The organism is Williamsia sp. Y844 (assembly GCF_056786475.1).
The window spans coordinates 512,457-527,720 of the sequence record NZ_JBXCJB010000003.1; the positions used below are offsets into that span (position 1 = coordinate 512,457).

Consider the following 15,264-nt stretch of genomic DNA (forward strand, 5'->3'; position numbering starts at 1 on the left):
TCGTTGCAGCGAAACTTTTGTGTCACACCTCTCCTTTAGACTCAAATGCATGTTCGAAGGTGATGAATCCGCTGATGGGACACTGCAAATCGGTCCTCCCATGCTGCTGCGCGAGAACGAGTTGGTGCGCAACGCCGAACTCGTAGCGGCGCAGGAAAGTCGGACGGCGTGGCACAAATACGCGGCCGCGGCAGCGCTGCACAAACTGACGGTGCAGCCGTCGGCTGGCACCGACGCCGAGTTGTGTGCGGTGGATCCCTTTGCGCAATGTGCAGCGAGGTTTTCTGCGGCACAGGGCATCACCCAACAAGCCGCCGAACTGCAGATCAACCGCGGACTGGCGCTGCGCGACCGACTACCCGAAGTCAACGCGTTGCTCAAAGTCGGAGACGTTCACGCCCAGTACATCCCGGATATCATCTCCCGGACCGATCTGATCGAGGGCTCGGAGTACATGGCCGAGATCGACAAGGAGATCGCCGAACATCTGGGTAGGCGTGGTTCCTGGTCGAGAAGCCGGATCCGGGACATGGTCGATGCCACCATCTTCCGCCGCGATCCGGATCTGGTCCGTAACAACCGTGAAGATGCGAAGAAGAACCGTGGTGTGTGGGGTACACCCGCCGAGCACGGGATGGCGACCCTCGATGCGCACGGCACCGCTGAAGAGATGACGATGATCATGGCACGGCTGGAGAAGCTGGCCATGTCCACGTGTAAAGCCGATCCCCGCCGCAAATCTGACCGGATGGCCGATGCCTTGTTCGCAACGGTGATGGGAAAAGAGTTCTACTGCCAGTGCCCTGATGATCCGAAACATCCCTGCACGGCTGAGATCGTCACGGTCCCAGCTGATCAGGTGATCTCCGGGATCGACGTGAAAATCGTGCTGCATGTGATCACCGATCAGGCCACCGTCGACGGCACCGCCACCAACCCCGGGTTCCTTGACGGACATGGGGTGATCTCCGGCGATCACGTCCGTGAGCTCGCCGGCCGCCCGAGAGCCATCAGGCGCCCTTTGGGCAACAAAACCGCACCAGGACAGAAACCTTCCACACCTGAACCGGAACAATCAGGACCAGAGCCGCAATCAGAGCCGCCGCCGGAACCCAAGCCCGAACGGGGCACTGTCTACATGCGGGCACCCGAAAACCCGTCGCTGGGTGAGTTCCCCGACGCTGCAGACGCGACCGAAGCACCGTTCGCACAAGTGGTTCCACTGCCGGCGACCCAACCCGGTGACAAGTATCGGCCGTCGGTGGTCCTCGACAGTTACATCCGCATCCGCGACGTCTACTGCATGTGGCCGGGCTGCAATCACAAAGCCTGGGGCGCCGACCTCGACCACACCCACGAATACAACCACGACCATCCCGAGGCTGGTGGCTGCACTCATCCTTCAGAGATGAAGACGCTGTGCCGTTTTCATCACCTGATGAAGACCTACTCTGACTGGCTCGACGACCAGTACCCGGATCCGAAGACCGGTCGGTCGCGGCTGATCTTCACCACACCGGAAGGGCGTCACTACCACGGACCGGCCTGGACCGGCGACGACTTGTTCCCGACGCTGAGGCTGATCGTCTTCGACAACCAACGCGGCTCACCCAGCCGACCACAATCGGCAGCACCGCCGAGAACACAACCACGCACCGCTGCCAAACATGCACGCCGCCAACAAGAACGACTGGCCAACCGCCGCCAACGCGAACTACAGGAGCAACTCACCCGGAAGATCCGCGAAGAACACGGACGAAACAGCCCACCACCGACCTACTGACAGCTAGTCGCCTGGATTCGTGAGGATCACCAGCCGCCGAGTTGCTCGTGTCATCGCGACGTAGCGGTCAACGGCTCCGCTGATGGGGTCACCATCACCAAAGGTTTCGGGATCGACCAGTACCACCAGGTCGAACTCGAGTCCTTTGGACAACTCCGGGGTAAGTGAGCGAACACGTGGCGTTGCGATATAGGTGGGATCTCCGATCACACAGGCGATTCCGTCGTGGTTGTCGGCGAGCCAGTCATCGAGGATCGAATCCAACTCAGACGTCGAGCGATACTCGACGGGAATGTTGTTTCTGCGCACTGACGTCGGCACGTTCGCGTCCGGCAGCACCGCGCGGATCACCGGCTCGGCTTCGGTCATGACTTCCTCGGGGGTCCGGTAATTGATGCTCAACGACGCCATCGTGACCCGGCCCATCCCGACCCGCCTCAGACGCTGCTCCCATGTGTCGGCGAATCCAGCTCTGGCCTGGGCGCGGTCACCCACGATGGTGAAACTGCGGGAGGGACAACGGGAGAGCATCATCTGCCATTGCGCATCAGTGAGTTCCTGGGCTTCATCGACGACGATGTGCGCAAACGGGCCGGCCAGCAGATCGGGGGCGCGTTGCTCCCGCTCGTCCCGTGGTTCGTCACCGATCAGCGCGTTGCTCAGATCCTGGCCCCGCAGCATCGACATCACCATCAAGTCGGAGTCGTCGGCGGCGATGAGATGGTCGACCACCGCAGATCGCTGTTCCTGCTCGGCGGCCACTGCGGCCACATGGCGGCGCCGGCGCTGCGACGAACCCGGATCGCCGAGGCGCGCCCGGGCGGCGTCGAGTAGGGGGAGATCAGCCACGGTCCAGGCCTGCGCGTCCTCGCGCTGCAGCGCAACGACCTCGTCGGCGCTGAGCCAGGGCGCGCACTTGCGGAGGTACGCGGGTACCGACCACAGGTCGGCCACCAGATCGGTGGCGGTGATCATCGGCCATTCCCTGTTCAGGGTTGTGCGCAGCTGATCGTTGTCCGACAACGCCATCCGGAGCTGGGCTGGCGAGATGTCGCCGTTGTGACCATCGGTCAGGATGGCGAGCAACTCCTCCCAGATCGCCTCACGTGCCTCATTGTGGGGCGTTCCGGCCTCGGGTGCGTCGAAGGCGGCCGCCCAATCGCTCGCACTCAACCACAGATCGGACCACGGTGTCTCGACAGTCATACCCTTCGTCGGCGGCATTTCGTAGAACTTCACAGCTGCCTCGATCGCCTTCACCAGGTCGGCCGACGATTTCAGTTGGGCCACTTCCGGATCCGACTCGATAACCGCGAAGGCACCTTCGATGACCAGGTCACGCAGGGTGCACGTCGCGACCCCTTCTTCGCCCAGGCTGGGGAGGACGTCGGCGACATACGCCAGATAGGGCTCATGCGGACCGACGAACAACACCCCGCCGCGATGATGACCGAGCCGCGGATCGGAATAGAGGAGGTATGCCGCTCGGTGCAGCGCCACAACAGTTTTCCCGGTACCGGGACCGCCATCGACAACCAATGCGCCGCGCGATCCGGCGCGGATGATCGCGTCCTGGTCGGATGCGATGGTGCCGAGCACATCTCGCATCTTCGCTGATCGGTTGCTTCCCAGGCTCGCGATGAACGCCGACTGATCGTCAAGCGCGGCCGCTGATGCCAGTCCCTGCGGACCGAACACTTCATCTGGGTCGAACACCTCATCCCAGTAGTCGGTGATCCTCCCGCGGGACCAACGGTATCTGCGTCGGCTCACCAGACCCATCGGATTGGCATGCGTGGCACCGAAAAACGGTTCGGCAGCGGGGGAGCGCCAGTCGATGAGCAGCGTCTGACCGGAGCTGTCGATGAGACCGAGCCGGCCGATGTAGACCGGTTCGGCACTGGCGGCGGGAACCATGTATCCCAGGCACAGGTCCAACCCGAACCTGCGCAGCGCCCGCAGACGCGCACCGAGGCGGTGAATCTCCATGTCCCGGTCCATCGCATCCCGGCCGGTGCTGCTGTAGGCCAGTTGTTCCGCGTCGCGGCGTGCAGACAGGTCGGCGATCGTCTGAGAGAGGTTGTCGGAGATGGCGGCGAAGTGCTGTTCGTCGCGTGCGGTCAGCACCGGATCGGCTTTGTGGGAGAGGTGTTCGGGAAGGTTGAACACACTGTTGGCCGCGGTATACGTGTCGGCTCCCTTCGCAGATGTGGCAGTGGATCCAGCGAGTTTGCGGCATCACCCGGGCCTTGCCGCAAGCCCCCCGGTGCGCTATATCTTGAAGAGGGCAAGGAGTGATTCGCGCCATGTATACCTCTGGCGATCTCGATTCACCTGATTCTGATCCGTCATCACCGCGCCCAATCGTCGCCACCACAGCCGTTCGGCATGATGTAGGCGCGGACGAACGGCTGCGGTAGGGGATGGCCGTAATCCAGATCATCGACCTGCTCCCGCGGAAATAGTGATGGCTCCTCTTGCCGTTAATAGAGAGGGCATCACCGGGGGCCTTTCGGCAAGCCCCGGGGTGCGTTGTTTCTCGGAGAGGGCAAGGAGTGATGCGCGTCATGAGGGCGTCTGGCGATTTCGATTCATCTGTTGCGGTCGGCCATGATGGGGCGGTGAGTGATCTTCCGAAGGCAATTCTGTGGGACATGGACGGCACCCTTCTCGACTCGGAAAAGTTGTGGGATATCGCCATCGCCGATCTGGCCACCGACCTGGGGTTCGAGTTGACCCACGAGGTTCGCGTGTCGACTCTGGGTAACTCGATGACCAACGCGTTGACCAAGGTGTTCGACGCCGCGGGACTCCCGGAGGCTGATCGCGACTATCCCGGCCGCTCCGCCTGGCTGCGAGCCCGCGTCAGCACGCTTTTCAAGGACGGTATCCCGTGGATGCCTGGCGCTCGGGAGACCCTGGATCTGGTTGCGGCGCAAGGTATTGCGATCGCCTTGGTGACCAACACCGAACGTGAACTGGCCGATGAAGCCCTCGGCACCCTTGGCCGGGACCGGTTCACCGTCACCGTCTGCGGTGATGAGGTGGAGCTCGGCAAGCCCGCGCCCGACCCCTATCTGCGGGCAGCGCAGCTGCTCGGAATCGACCCCGCCGATTGCCTGGCCGTCGAGGATTCGCCCACCGGAACACAAGCGGCGCGTGCTGCCGGTTGCCCGGTACTCGTGGTGCCCTCGACCGCTCCTGTCCCCGCCGGCGAGGGGCGGACGCAGCGGCAGAACCTGGTTGGACTGACCCTCGACGATCTGGCCGAGGCATTCAATGGGACAATCAAGCACCGTGAAGACCTTCGATGAGCTGTTTGCCGAACTGACCGACAAGGCCACCACCCGGCCGGAGGGCAGCGGCACCGTCGCAGCGCTCGACAAGGGTGTCCATACCCTCGGGAAAAAGATCATCGAAGAAGCCGGCGAAGTGTGGCTGGCGGCCGAGCACGAGTCTCCTGAGGCGCTGTCCGAGGAAATATCTCAGTTGCTCTACTGGCTGCAGGTGATGATGATCAATCGTGGACTGACTCTCGACGACGTCTACAAGCATCTGTGAACTCGATCCATCCCGTGAACACCAGCCGAACTCCTGCCCGACCACATTTCCGATAGGACCCCACTCACATGCTGCGCGTTGCCGTTCCCAACAAGGGGGCGCTGTCAGAGTCCGCCGCCGAAATCCTCAGCGAGGCGGGCTACCGTCGTCGCTCCGACTCCAAAGACCTCACGGTCCTCGACCCGGCGAACGAGGTGGAGTTCTACTTCCTTCGCCCGACGGACATCGCGATCTATGTGGGTTCGGGTGAACTCGACCTCGGACTGACCGGCCGCGACCTCGCGGTCGACTCAGGCGCCGACGTCGAAGAGTGCCTTGGACTCGGTTTCGGCGCTTCCACCTTCCGTTACGCCGCACCGAGCGACTCGAACTGGACGGTTGCCGATCTGGCGGGCAAGCGGATCGCCACGTCGTACCCGAATCTGGTGCGTTCCGATCTGGCTGCCCGAGGTATCGAGGCGACGATCATCCGTCTCGATGGTGCCGTCGAGATCTCGATCCAGCTCGGTGTGGCCGACGCGATCGCGGACGTGGTCGGTTCCGGTCGGACCCTGCGCCAACACCAGTTGACCGCGTTCGGTGAGTCACTGTGTGATTCCGAAGGTGTCCTGTTGCAGCGCAAGGGCGTCGAACGCAGCAGGGCGGCCGAGCGATTCATCGCCCGTGTCCAAGGCGTGGTGTTCGGGCAGCGGTACGTGATGCTCGACTACGACTGCCCCAAGAACCTGCTCGATCAGGCCATGAAGATCACGCCCGGCCTCGAGTCGCCGACCATCGCGCCGATGGCCGACGAGAACTGGGTGGCTGTGCGCTCGTTGGTTCCGCGCAAGCAGCACCAGAACCTGATGGACGATCTGTCCGACCTCGGTGCGAAGGCCATTCTGGCCTCCGACATCCGGTCCTGCCGCTTCTGAGCGTTGGTCAGCCGGTCCTGCTCATCCAGCCGGTCGGATGAGCAGGGTCTGGGCTGAGCGCCCGACCGCACCCGTGGTGTCGTACAACTCCGCACCGGTCAGTCCGTAACCCTGCGGCCCTACGGTCATCCGGGCTTTGATTCCGGTCCATTCGCCGACCGGTTGGCGGTAGAGGTGCACGGTGGTGTCGGTGTTCATGAACGTCCACTCGCCGAACGCGAGCCGCGAGCCGACGCCGTTGGCGATGTCGAGGACGGTGAAGAACTTCTCGATGTTCGTGGTCTGTTCGCCGGCCACCAGCGGGAACTTCGGTCGCACCCACACCTCGCGTCCGACCTCCGGATCGGAGGAGGCGATGCGGCAATCGAGCGTTCCGACAAACCCTCGTGTCGCCCATTCGCCGATCAAGGGACCGATACCGGTCATCCCGGGAGCAGCTTCGATCGCCTCGGGTGCGGGAGTCATCGGTGGCTCCGGAATGCGTGCGACTTCCGAGGTTTCGGCAGTTGCCATCCGCCAGCCCTGAGCCCGGGCGGCGGTCCGGTACGTGCCGTCTGCCTGGAGAACCGACAGTTCGGCCTGCAGCAGGCTGATCTGCTTGCCGGGCCGCAGCACCGTCGTGTGAATTCGGTTCTCCGCCATGCCGATCGCGCCGAGGATGTCGACGGTGATGCGGGTGAATTCCTGCGCGGGATCGGGCTGGTGTCGCAACAGTGATCGGGCCAGCAGTCCGATGGGGGGACCACCATGCTGCAACTTATCGCCCCACACACTGACCGTGTGTTCGGTGGGCATGAAGTGTTCGTGATCGTCGTTGCGACCAAGTGGTAGATAGTAAGCAGCTTGTTCAGACACAATCGTCGATCTTGCCATCCGGCTCGATCGCCGGGCCTTGGCGGCTATGCGCCAGAGGTGTCGGCGGTATTCGTCGCGACCGGAACCGTGGGCCATCCGGGATAGGGGAGTACGGTGCCACCGAACTCGGGGCAATGCGCCTTGTGATCGCACCACTGGCACATCCGGCTTTTCTTCGGCTGGAAATCCCCGGTCTCTCCGGCAGTCAGAATCGCTTTCCAGATCGCCTTCAAAGTCTTGGCGAAGCGTTCTAGTTCGGCTTCGTCGGGCGTGTAGACCAGCGACTGTCCGTCGGCGAGATAGAGCAACTGGAGCCGGGCAGGCACGATGCCGCGGAGCCGGAAGATCGCCAGGGCGTAGAACTTCATCTGGAACAACGCGCGTGATTCGAAGCTCTCACCCGGCGAGCGGCCCGTCTTGTAGTCGACCACCCGGACCCGGCCGTCCGGCGCCACGTCGATCCGGTCGACGAAACCGCGCAGGAGGACACCGTCGTCGTCGCCGTCACCGGCCAGATCGACTTCGACCCGCAATTCGCAGGACTCGGGCGTGAACGCCGTGGGGTTCTCGAGCGTGTAGTAGGTGGTGATGAGCTTGTGTGCGTCGGACAGGAACTTGTCGACCTGATCGTCGGGGACCAGTTCACGCAATTCGGGTGTCTGCTCACAGAGAGCACCCCACGCACCGTCGACGAGCAGTTCGGCAGACTCCGGAACCCGCAGTCCGGCGGGCATGTCGAACAGGTTCTCCAGCGCCGCATGTACAACCGTGCCGCGCACCTGGGCCTTCGTCGGGATTTCGGGAAGCCTGTCGATGGCGCGATATCGGTAGAGGAGCGGGCACTGTTTGAAGTCTCCGGCCCGGCTGGGAGACAACGCCGGGACCCGGATCGGGTGTCCGCCCGGGCCGGACTCTGACTGACTCTCGGGGTGGGATTCGGTACTCACGCTCACACCTGGCAGGGTATGCCTGACCAACGACAACCCTCATCATTTGCGCCGAGCCTGCCGCAGGCGATGTCATCGCGCTTCGACATCACCGCTGTTCGGCGCTGCGTGTGAGGGATGTTTCCGCTGTTCGCCAGGAAGGCACGCTCCCGCAATGTCCACCACAGGTCCGTTTGCCATCGGGGATCGTGTTCAGTTGACCGATGCCAAAGGCCGCAAGTTCACCGTGCGCCTCGAGGCCGGCAAGAGTTTCCACACACACAAAGGCGGCATCGCCCATGACGACCTCATCGGCGCCGACGAGGGCATCGTGGTCACCTCGACCTCCAATACCCCTTACCTGGCCTTGCGTCCGCTGCTCGTCGACTACGTCCTGTCGATGCCGCGCGGGGCTCAGGTCATCTACCCGAAGGACGCCGCCCAGATCGTCATGGAGGCGGATATCCATCCCGGGTGCACCGTGCTCGAGGCAGGTGCCGGGTCCGGCGCCCTGACCTGCTCGCTGCTGCGCGCGGTCGGCGAACACGGCACCGTGCGCTCCTATGAGGTCCGCGACGACCATGCCGAGCATGCGGTGCGCAACGTCGAAGAGTTCTTCGGCGGACCGCCACCCAACTGGGATCTGACCATCGCCGACCTCTCGGATTACCCGGGCACCGCGGACGTCGACCGGGTGGTCCTGGACATGCTCGCGCCGTGGGAAACGCTCGACACCGTCAAACGGGCATTGAAACCAGGCGGGGTCTTGGCTGTTTATGTTGCAACCACCACTCAGCTGTCGCGGGTTGTCGAGGCCCTCCGTGCGCAGACCTGCTGGACCGAACCCCGGGCCTGGGAGTCGCTGGTCCGCGACTGGCACGTCGTCGGCCTTGCCGTTCGGCCGAGTCACAAAATGCAAGGTCACACCGCGTTTCTGGTGACTGCCCGCCGCCTTGCCGAAGGGACTGTCGCGCCCCGCCCGCATCGGCGTCCGAGTAAGAACCAACCGATCCCGGAGCAATCCGAGTAAACTCGGAAAACCTTGCGGCGACACACAATTAACACATCGACAACATCACGGTCCGCGAGGGATGGGGCACGCCGGACGTTTCGCCGGTAACCTCGGGTAACAGGATCGACCGTACGTTCGCCGAGTGATGGTGACGCCGAGTCGACTCGCCGGAGAGGAGTCAGAAATGACGGAATCAGGCAGCAACGAGCCCCTGGGGGGCGGCGGTCTGAACGCGGACGTCACGCCCGAAGGAGAGTGGGGTTCGGCCTCACCCCGGCCACCGAGCGCGCCGCGTTCGGATCCCAGCCCCTTCGGGCGAGCAGCGAGCGACAGCGACATGCAAGCCCGTCTCGAAACGCTGACCACCCGCAACGCCAAGCTGCTCGACACCCTCAAAGAAGCGCGTCAACAGCTGATCGCGCTGCGTGAAGAGGTCGACCGTCTCGGTCAGCCACCGAGCGGTTATGGGGTTTTGCTGGGTGTTTTCGAGGACTCTACGGTCGACGTTTTCACCTCCGGACGCAAGATGCGCCTCACCTGCTCGCCGAACATCGATGTGGAAACGCTCAAACGCGGCCAGTCGGTACGCCTCAACGAGGCACTGACCATCGTCGAAGCAGGTGCATTCGATTCCATCGGCGAGATCAGCACCCTGCGTGAGGTTCTCGACGACGGTCATCGCGCGCTGGTTGTCGGTCATGCCGACGAAGAGCGGGTGGTCTGGCTGGCCGATCCGCTCAGCGCAAGTGTGCTGGCCGAGGAAGAGGGCAACCGCAAACTGCGTCCCGGTGATTCGCTCCTGATCGACGCGAAGGCCGGTTTCGCCTTCGAGCGGGTTCCCAAAGCCGAGGTCGAGGATTTGGTCCTCGAGGAAGTACCCGATGTCGGTTACGAGGACATCGGTGGACTCGGCAGGCAGATCGAACAGATCCGCGACGCCGTCGAGTTGCCGTTCCTGCACAAAGATCTGTTCCGTGAGTACGACCTGCGGCCGCCGAAGGGTGTACTGCTGTACGGCCCTCCCGGTTGCGGTAAGACGCTGATCGCGAAGGCGGTCGCCAACTCGCTGGCCAAGAAGATCGCGGAGGTCCGCGGCGAGGATTCCCGCGAGGCGAAGTCGTACTTCCTCAACATCAAGGGTCCCGAGCTGCTCAACAAGTTCGTCGGCGAGACCGAACGTCATATCCGGCTGATCTTCCAACGCGCCCGTGAGAAGGCGTCGGAAGGTACCCCCGTGATCGTGTTCTTCGACGAGATGGACTCGATCTTCCGGACCCGTGGTTCAGGTGTGTCCTCGGATGTGGAGACCACCGTGGTGCCCCAGCTGCTCAGTGAGATCGACGGCGTCGAGGGCCTCGAGAACGTGATCGTGATCGGTGCCTCCAACCGCGAGGACATGATCGATCCGGCGATCCTGCGACCGGGCCGTCTCGACGTGAAGATCAAGATCGAGCGTCCCGACGCCGAGTCTGCGATGGACATCTTCTCCAAGTACCTCGTTCCGACGCTGCCGGTGCACCCGGACGACATCAACGAGTTCGGCGGCGATCGCAATGCCTGCGTCAAGGCGATGATCGAGCGGGTGGTCGAGCGGATGTACGACGAGAGCGACGACAACCGTTTCCTCGAGGTCACCTACGCCAATGGCGACAAAGAGATCATGTACTTCAAGGACTTCAACTCCGGCGCGATGATCCAGAACGTGGTGGACCGCTCCAAGAAGTACGCGATCAAGTCACAGTTGGAGACCGGACAGTCGGGTCTGCGGATCCAGCATCTCTTCGATTCGATCCTCGACGAGTTCGCTGAGAACGAGGATCTGCCGAACACCACGAACCCGGACGACTGGGCTCGTATCTCCGGCAAGAAGGGTGAGCGGATCGTCTACATCCGCACGTTGGTCACCGGGAAGAGCTCCGGCGCCAGCCGGGCCATCGACACCGAGACCAACACCGGCCAGTACCTGTAAATCGGCACCTGAAGTTCGAACAAAGGAAACGCTCCGCGTCTGGTGACGCGGAGCGTTTCTTTGTTCGGCTGCTGTATGTCAGGCGACCTTGACGACCCCGAGTTCATTGGTGCCGGTGAGCAATCGGTGATAGGGCATCACCCGAACCGTATAGCCGACGGGACCGGTCATCGGTAGCGGAACCGACACCTCGAAGATCGCTTCGCCACCGGGTTCGGCATGCTCGGTGACGAGGGACATCGTGGGCGTGGCCACCTGTGTCAAGTTCTCTGCCTCGTCGACGCGCCCGATGACGGCCTGAACCACCACCTGATCGGCGCGCAAGCCTGCCAGGTCCACGTGGGCGGTCAACGTCATCGTCGAACCGAGCAGAGGTGTGTCGTCAAGACCTGCGCTGTCCACGTCGAGGATCTTCACCGACGGCCATGACCGATCGACCTGAGCCCGGAACGCGGCCAGATCCTTGGCGCCCTCGAAACTGTTCGCCGTGGTGGCGTGTCCCGAGAGGGCAGCAGGCGCGTACAACTCCTCGGTGTAGTCACGGACCATGCGCGACGCCAGCACCTGCGGCCCGAGTGTGTGCAGCGTGTGACGCACCATCTCGACCCAGCGAGCCGGAACACCGTCGGAGCCGGTGTCGTAGAACTTCGGGACCACCACGTTCTCCAGCAGCTCGTACAGTGCTGCGGCTTCGAGGTCGTCCCGGCGCTCGTCGTCGGTCACGCCGTCCGCAGTGGGGATCGCCCAGCCGTTGGCGTGGTCGGACATCTCGTCCCACCAGCCGTCCATGATCGACAGGTTGAGGCCACCGTTGAGTGCGGATTTCATGCCTGAGGTCCCGCATGCTTCCATCGGGCGCAGCGGATTGTTCAGCCACACATCGCATCCGCCGTACAGGTACCGCGCCATCGCCATGTCGTAGTCGGGCAGGAACACGATCCGGTGCCGGACGTCGTTGGCGTCGGCGAAGCGCACGATCTGCTGGATCAGCGCCTTGCCGCCATCGTCGGCGGGGTGAGCCTTGCCTGCCACGACCAGCTGCACCGGACGATCCTTGTCGAGCAGGAGTGCCTTGAGCCGGTCGGTGTCGCGCAGCATCAGGGTCAGTCGCTTGTAGGTCGCGGCCCGCCGGGCGAACCCGATGGTCAACACCCGCGACGAGAAAACACCTGCGGTCCAGCCCAATTCGGCGGCAGAATAGCCCCGTTCGAGTCCGGAGCGACGCAGACGACGTCTCACCTCGACGACCAGTTCCGTGCGCAGGGTGTTGCGCGTCGCCCAGAGTTCGGTCGACGGCACGTTCTTCATCGCGGCGAGCGTTGCGGACTCGTCGGGCACACCTTCGCCACCATCGGAGGCGAGTTCGGTCCACCGCGGTGAGCACCAGGTCGGGGCGTGCACACCGTTGGTGACCGAACCGATCGGCACCTGCGAGGCATCGAAGCCCGGCCACAAGGCCCCGAACATCTCCCGGCTGACCGCACCATGGAGTTTCGAGACGCCGTTGGTTCGTTGCCCCAGGCGCAGTCCCATGTGGGCCATGTTGAAGACACCCGGGTCGCTTTCACTGCCCAGTTCCAGGATCCGCGACAGCTCCAGACCGGGTAGGAGAGTGGACTGCCCGTGCTCGTCGCCGAAATACCGGCGGATCATGTCGACGGGGAAACGGTCGATCCCGGCAGGCACCGGGGTGTGGGTGGTGAAGACGGTCGATGCGCGCACCGCGGAGAGCGCCGAATCGAAGTCGAGGCCCGCTCCGCTGGGTGACACCAGTTCCCGAATACGTTCAGCGCCCATGAATCCGGCGTGACCCTCGTTCATGTGGAAGACGTCGGGGTCGGCCAGTCCCTGGATCCGTGTGTACTCACGCACTGCGCGCACGCCTCCGACACCGGCCAGGATCTCCTGTTTGATCCGGTGTTCCTGGTCACCGCCATAGAGTCGGTCGGTCACACCACGCAGGTCCGTGTCGTTGTCGGGTATGTCGGAGTCAAGCAGCAGCAACGGGATTCGGCCGACGTCGGCAATCCACAGACGGGCCCGCAAGACACGGTTGTCGGGCATCGGGACGCGGATCGTCACCGGGTTGCCGCCGGAATCATTGACCGTGCGGACCGGCAAACCCTGTGGATCGAGGTTCGGGTACCGCTCGGTCTGCCAGCCGTCGGCGGTCAGCGACTGCCGGAAATAGCCGGATCGATAGAGCAACCCGACACCGATCAACGGCAGCCCGAGATCCGACGCCGACTTGAGGTGGTCGCCGGCCAGGATCCCCAGCCCGCCGGAGTAGATCGGCAGGACCTCCGAAACACCGAACTCCATCGAGAAGTAGGCGATACCGGTCGGGAAACGGTTCCCCGAGGCGACCTGTTCCTGGAACCATCGCGGCTCACTGAGGTACTCGTCGAGGTCGGCCGAGAGCACTCCGAGTCGGGTGAGGAAGTCGCTGTCGTCGGCCAGTTCGGCCAACCGGTCCGGCCCGATGTCGCCGAGCAGTCGCAGCGGATCTCGAAGTGCGGACCACAGGGCCGGATCCATGGACGAAAAGAGTTCCTGGGTGGCCGGATGCCACGACCAACGGAGATTGGTCGACAGTTTCGCCAGGGGCTGGAGGGACGGTGGCAGGTGAGCGCGGACGGTGAAGCGGCGCAGTGCTTTCACTGCGCAAACCCTACCCATCCATACGCTCGTCCGCGACCGGAAGATAACGCACCGCTACGCTCAACCCCATGCAGCGCATAATCGGAACCGAAGTCGAATATGGAATCTCGGCTCCGAACGATCCAGGTGCCAACCCGATCATGACCTCGACGCAGGCCGTGCTCGCGTACGCGGCCGCGGCCGGAGTCCCACGCGCCAAGCGCACCCGATGGGATTACGAGCCCGAATCGCCACTGCGCGACGCCCGCGGATTCGACCTCGGACGTGGGTCGGGACCGGCCCCGATCATCGATGCCGACGAGGTCGGCGCCGCCAACATGATCCTGACCAACGGCGCCCGACTCTACGTTGATCACGCCCATCCCGAGTATTCGGCGCCCGAGGTGACCGACCCGCTCGACGCGGTCATCTGGGACAAGGCAGGCGAACGGGTCATGGAGGCCGCGGCCCGGCATGTGGCCAGCGTTCCCGGCGCCCCGAAGCTGCAGTTGTACAAGAACAACATCGACGGCAAGGGCGCGTCGTACGGGACGCATGAGAACTACCTGATGGCCCGGTCGACCCCGTTCAACGCGGTGATCACCGGACTCACCCCATTTTTCGCCTCCCGCCAGGTCTTCACCGGCTCAGGGCGCGTCGGCATCGGGCAGTCCGGCGACGAGTCGGGCTTCCAGCTGAGCCAGCGCGCCGACTACATCGAGGTCGAGGTCGGCTTGGAGACCACCCTCAAGCGCGGCATCATCAACACCCGCGACGAGCCGCATGCCGACCCTGAGCGGTACCGCCGGTTGCACGTGATCATCGGTGACGCCAACCTTGCGGAGACCGCGACCTATCTGAAGGTCGGCACGACCTCGCTCGTGCTCGATCTCATCGAGGCCGGCATCGAACTGCGCGATCTCGAACTGGCCCGGCCCGTGCATGCCGTGCATGTCATCAGCCACGACCCGACCCTGCAGGCGACGGTTGCACTTTCCGACGGACGCGAGATGACCGCCCTTGCGCTCCAACGGATTTACCACGAGCGCGTCAGCGCATTCCACGACGCGCACCACAGCGATGACGCACGCGCCAAAGACGTCATCGACACCTGGGCCGACGTCCTGGACAAACTCGAACGCGACCCGATGGAGTGCGCGGACATACTCGATTGGCCCGCCAAACTCCGACTGCTCGAGGGCTTCCGTCAGCGCGAGAACCTGGCCTGGTCCGCGCCGCGACTGCACCTCGTCGACCTCCAGTATTCGGATGTGCGCCTGGACAAGGGGCTCTACAACCGACTGGTCGCCCGCGGGTCGATGAAGCGCCTGACCACCGAGCAGCAGGTGATGGACGCGATCGGTAGTCCGCCCGAGAACACGCGTGCGTATTTCCGAGGTGAGTGTCTGCGTCGGTTCGGTGCCGACATCGCGGCCGCGAGTTGGGATTCGGTCATCTTTGATCTCGGTGGGGAGTCGCTGGTGCGGATTCCGACGCTCGAACCACTACGTGGCAGCCGTGCGCACGTTGGTGAACTGCTCGATTCGGTCAACTCCGCAGCCGAATTGGTCAACCAGCTCACCACCTAGAACCGACTCGGCCGG

The 15,264-nt window shown here is 63.7% G+C and carries 11 protein-coding genes; 7 read left to right on the forward strand and 4 right to left on the reverse strand.

All coding sequences use genetic code 11. The annotated features are described in order from the left end of the window. Positions 1–49: 49 nt before the first annotated feature. Positions 50–1,783, forward strand: coding sequence for an HNH endonuclease signature motif containing protein (locus AC1TQG_RS19220; protein WP_482139428.1), 1,734 nt, complete (start codon positions 50–52; stop codon positions 1,781–1,783). Positions 1,784–1,786: 3 nt separating this feature from the next. On the opposite strand, the gene helR is transcribed toward AC1TQG_RS19220, so the two are convergent. Beyond that, positions 1,787–3,952 carry an RNA polymerase recycling motor ATPase HelR gene (helR, locus tag AC1TQG_RS19225; protein WP_482139429.1) on the reverse strand — a complete coding sequence of 722 codons (2,166 nt, stop codon included), beginning with the start codon at positions 3,950–3,952 and terminating at the stop codon, positions 1,787–1,789. A 398-nt stretch (positions 3,953–4,350) separates the two neighbouring features. Between helR and AC1TQG_RS19230 the strand changes: the two genes are divergently transcribed. From AC1TQG_RS19230 to hisG, 3 genes are all read left to right on the forward strand, one after another. Beyond that, complete coding sequence (locus tag AC1TQG_RS19230; RefSeq protein WP_482139430.1) at positions 4,351–5,097, forward strand: HAD family hydrolase; 747 nt, start codon at positions 4,351–4,353, stop codon at positions 5,095–5,097. After that, positions 5,063–5,344, forward strand: a complete 282-nt coding sequence (locus tag AC1TQG_RS19235; protein WP_482139431.1) for a phosphoribosyl-ATP diphosphatase — start codon at positions 5,063–5,065, stop codon at positions 5,342–5,344. Before AC1TQG_RS19230 ends, AC1TQG_RS19235 begins: the two co-directional genes overlap by 35 nt. Before the next feature lie 68 nt (positions 5,345–5,412). Continuing rightward, positions 5,413–6,258, forward strand: a complete 846-nt coding sequence (hisG, locus tag AC1TQG_RS19240) for an ATP phosphoribosyltransferase (protein WP_482139432.1) — start codon at positions 5,413–5,415, stop codon at positions 6,256–6,258. Positions 6,259–6,279: 21 nt separating this feature from the next. On the opposite strand, the gene AC1TQG_RS19245 is transcribed toward hisG, so the two are convergent. Together AC1TQG_RS19245 and AC1TQG_RS19250 are read right to left on the reverse strand one after the other, a co-directional pair. Continuing rightward, positions 6,280–7,053 carry a thioesterase family protein gene (locus AC1TQG_RS19245; RefSeq protein WP_482139433.1) on the reverse strand — a complete coding sequence of 258 codons (774 nt, stop codon included), beginning with the start codon at positions 7,051–7,053 and terminating at the stop codon, positions 6,280–6,282. A gap of 104 nt (positions 7,054–7,157) precedes the next feature. Then, on the reverse strand, positions 7,158–8,066 hold the full coding sequence (locus AC1TQG_RS19250; RefSeq protein WP_482139434.1) for a RecB family exonuclease: 909 nt from the start codon (positions 8,064–8,066) through the stop codon (positions 7,158–7,160). A 148-nt stretch (positions 8,067–8,214) separates the two neighbouring features. Here AC1TQG_RS19250 and AC1TQG_RS19255 point away from each other — a divergent pair, with 148 nt between their 5' ends. Both AC1TQG_RS19255 and arc read left to right on the forward strand, forming a co-directional pair. After that, complete coding sequence (locus AC1TQG_RS19255) at positions 8,215–9,069, forward strand: tRNA (adenine-N1)-methyltransferase (RefSeq protein WP_482139435.1); 855 nt, start codon at positions 8,215–8,217, stop codon at positions 9,067–9,069. A gap of 166 nt (positions 9,070–9,235) precedes the next feature. Further along, complete coding sequence (gene arc / locus AC1TQG_RS19260) at positions 9,236–11,020, forward strand: proteasome ATPase (RefSeq protein ID WP_482139436.1); 1,785 nt, start codon at positions 9,236–9,238, stop codon at positions 11,018–11,020. A gap of 78 nt (positions 11,021–11,098) precedes the next feature. On the opposite strand, the gene glgP is transcribed toward arc, so the two are convergent. Beyond that, positions 11,099–13,681, reverse strand: coding sequence for an alpha-glucan family phosphorylase (gene glgP / locus AC1TQG_RS19265; protein WP_482139437.1), 2,583 nt, complete (start codon positions 13,679–13,681; stop codon positions 11,099–11,101). A 68-nt stretch (positions 13,682–13,749) separates the two neighbouring features. Between glgP and dop the strand changes: the two genes are divergently transcribed. Continuing rightward, positions 13,750–15,249 (forward strand): depupylase/deamidase Dop, encoded by a 1,500-nt coding sequence (gene dop, locus AC1TQG_RS19270; protein WP_482139438.1) that lies wholly within the window; start codon positions 13,750–13,752, stop codon positions 15,247–15,249. The last annotated feature ends 15 nt before the right edge of the window (positions 15,250–15,264 follow it).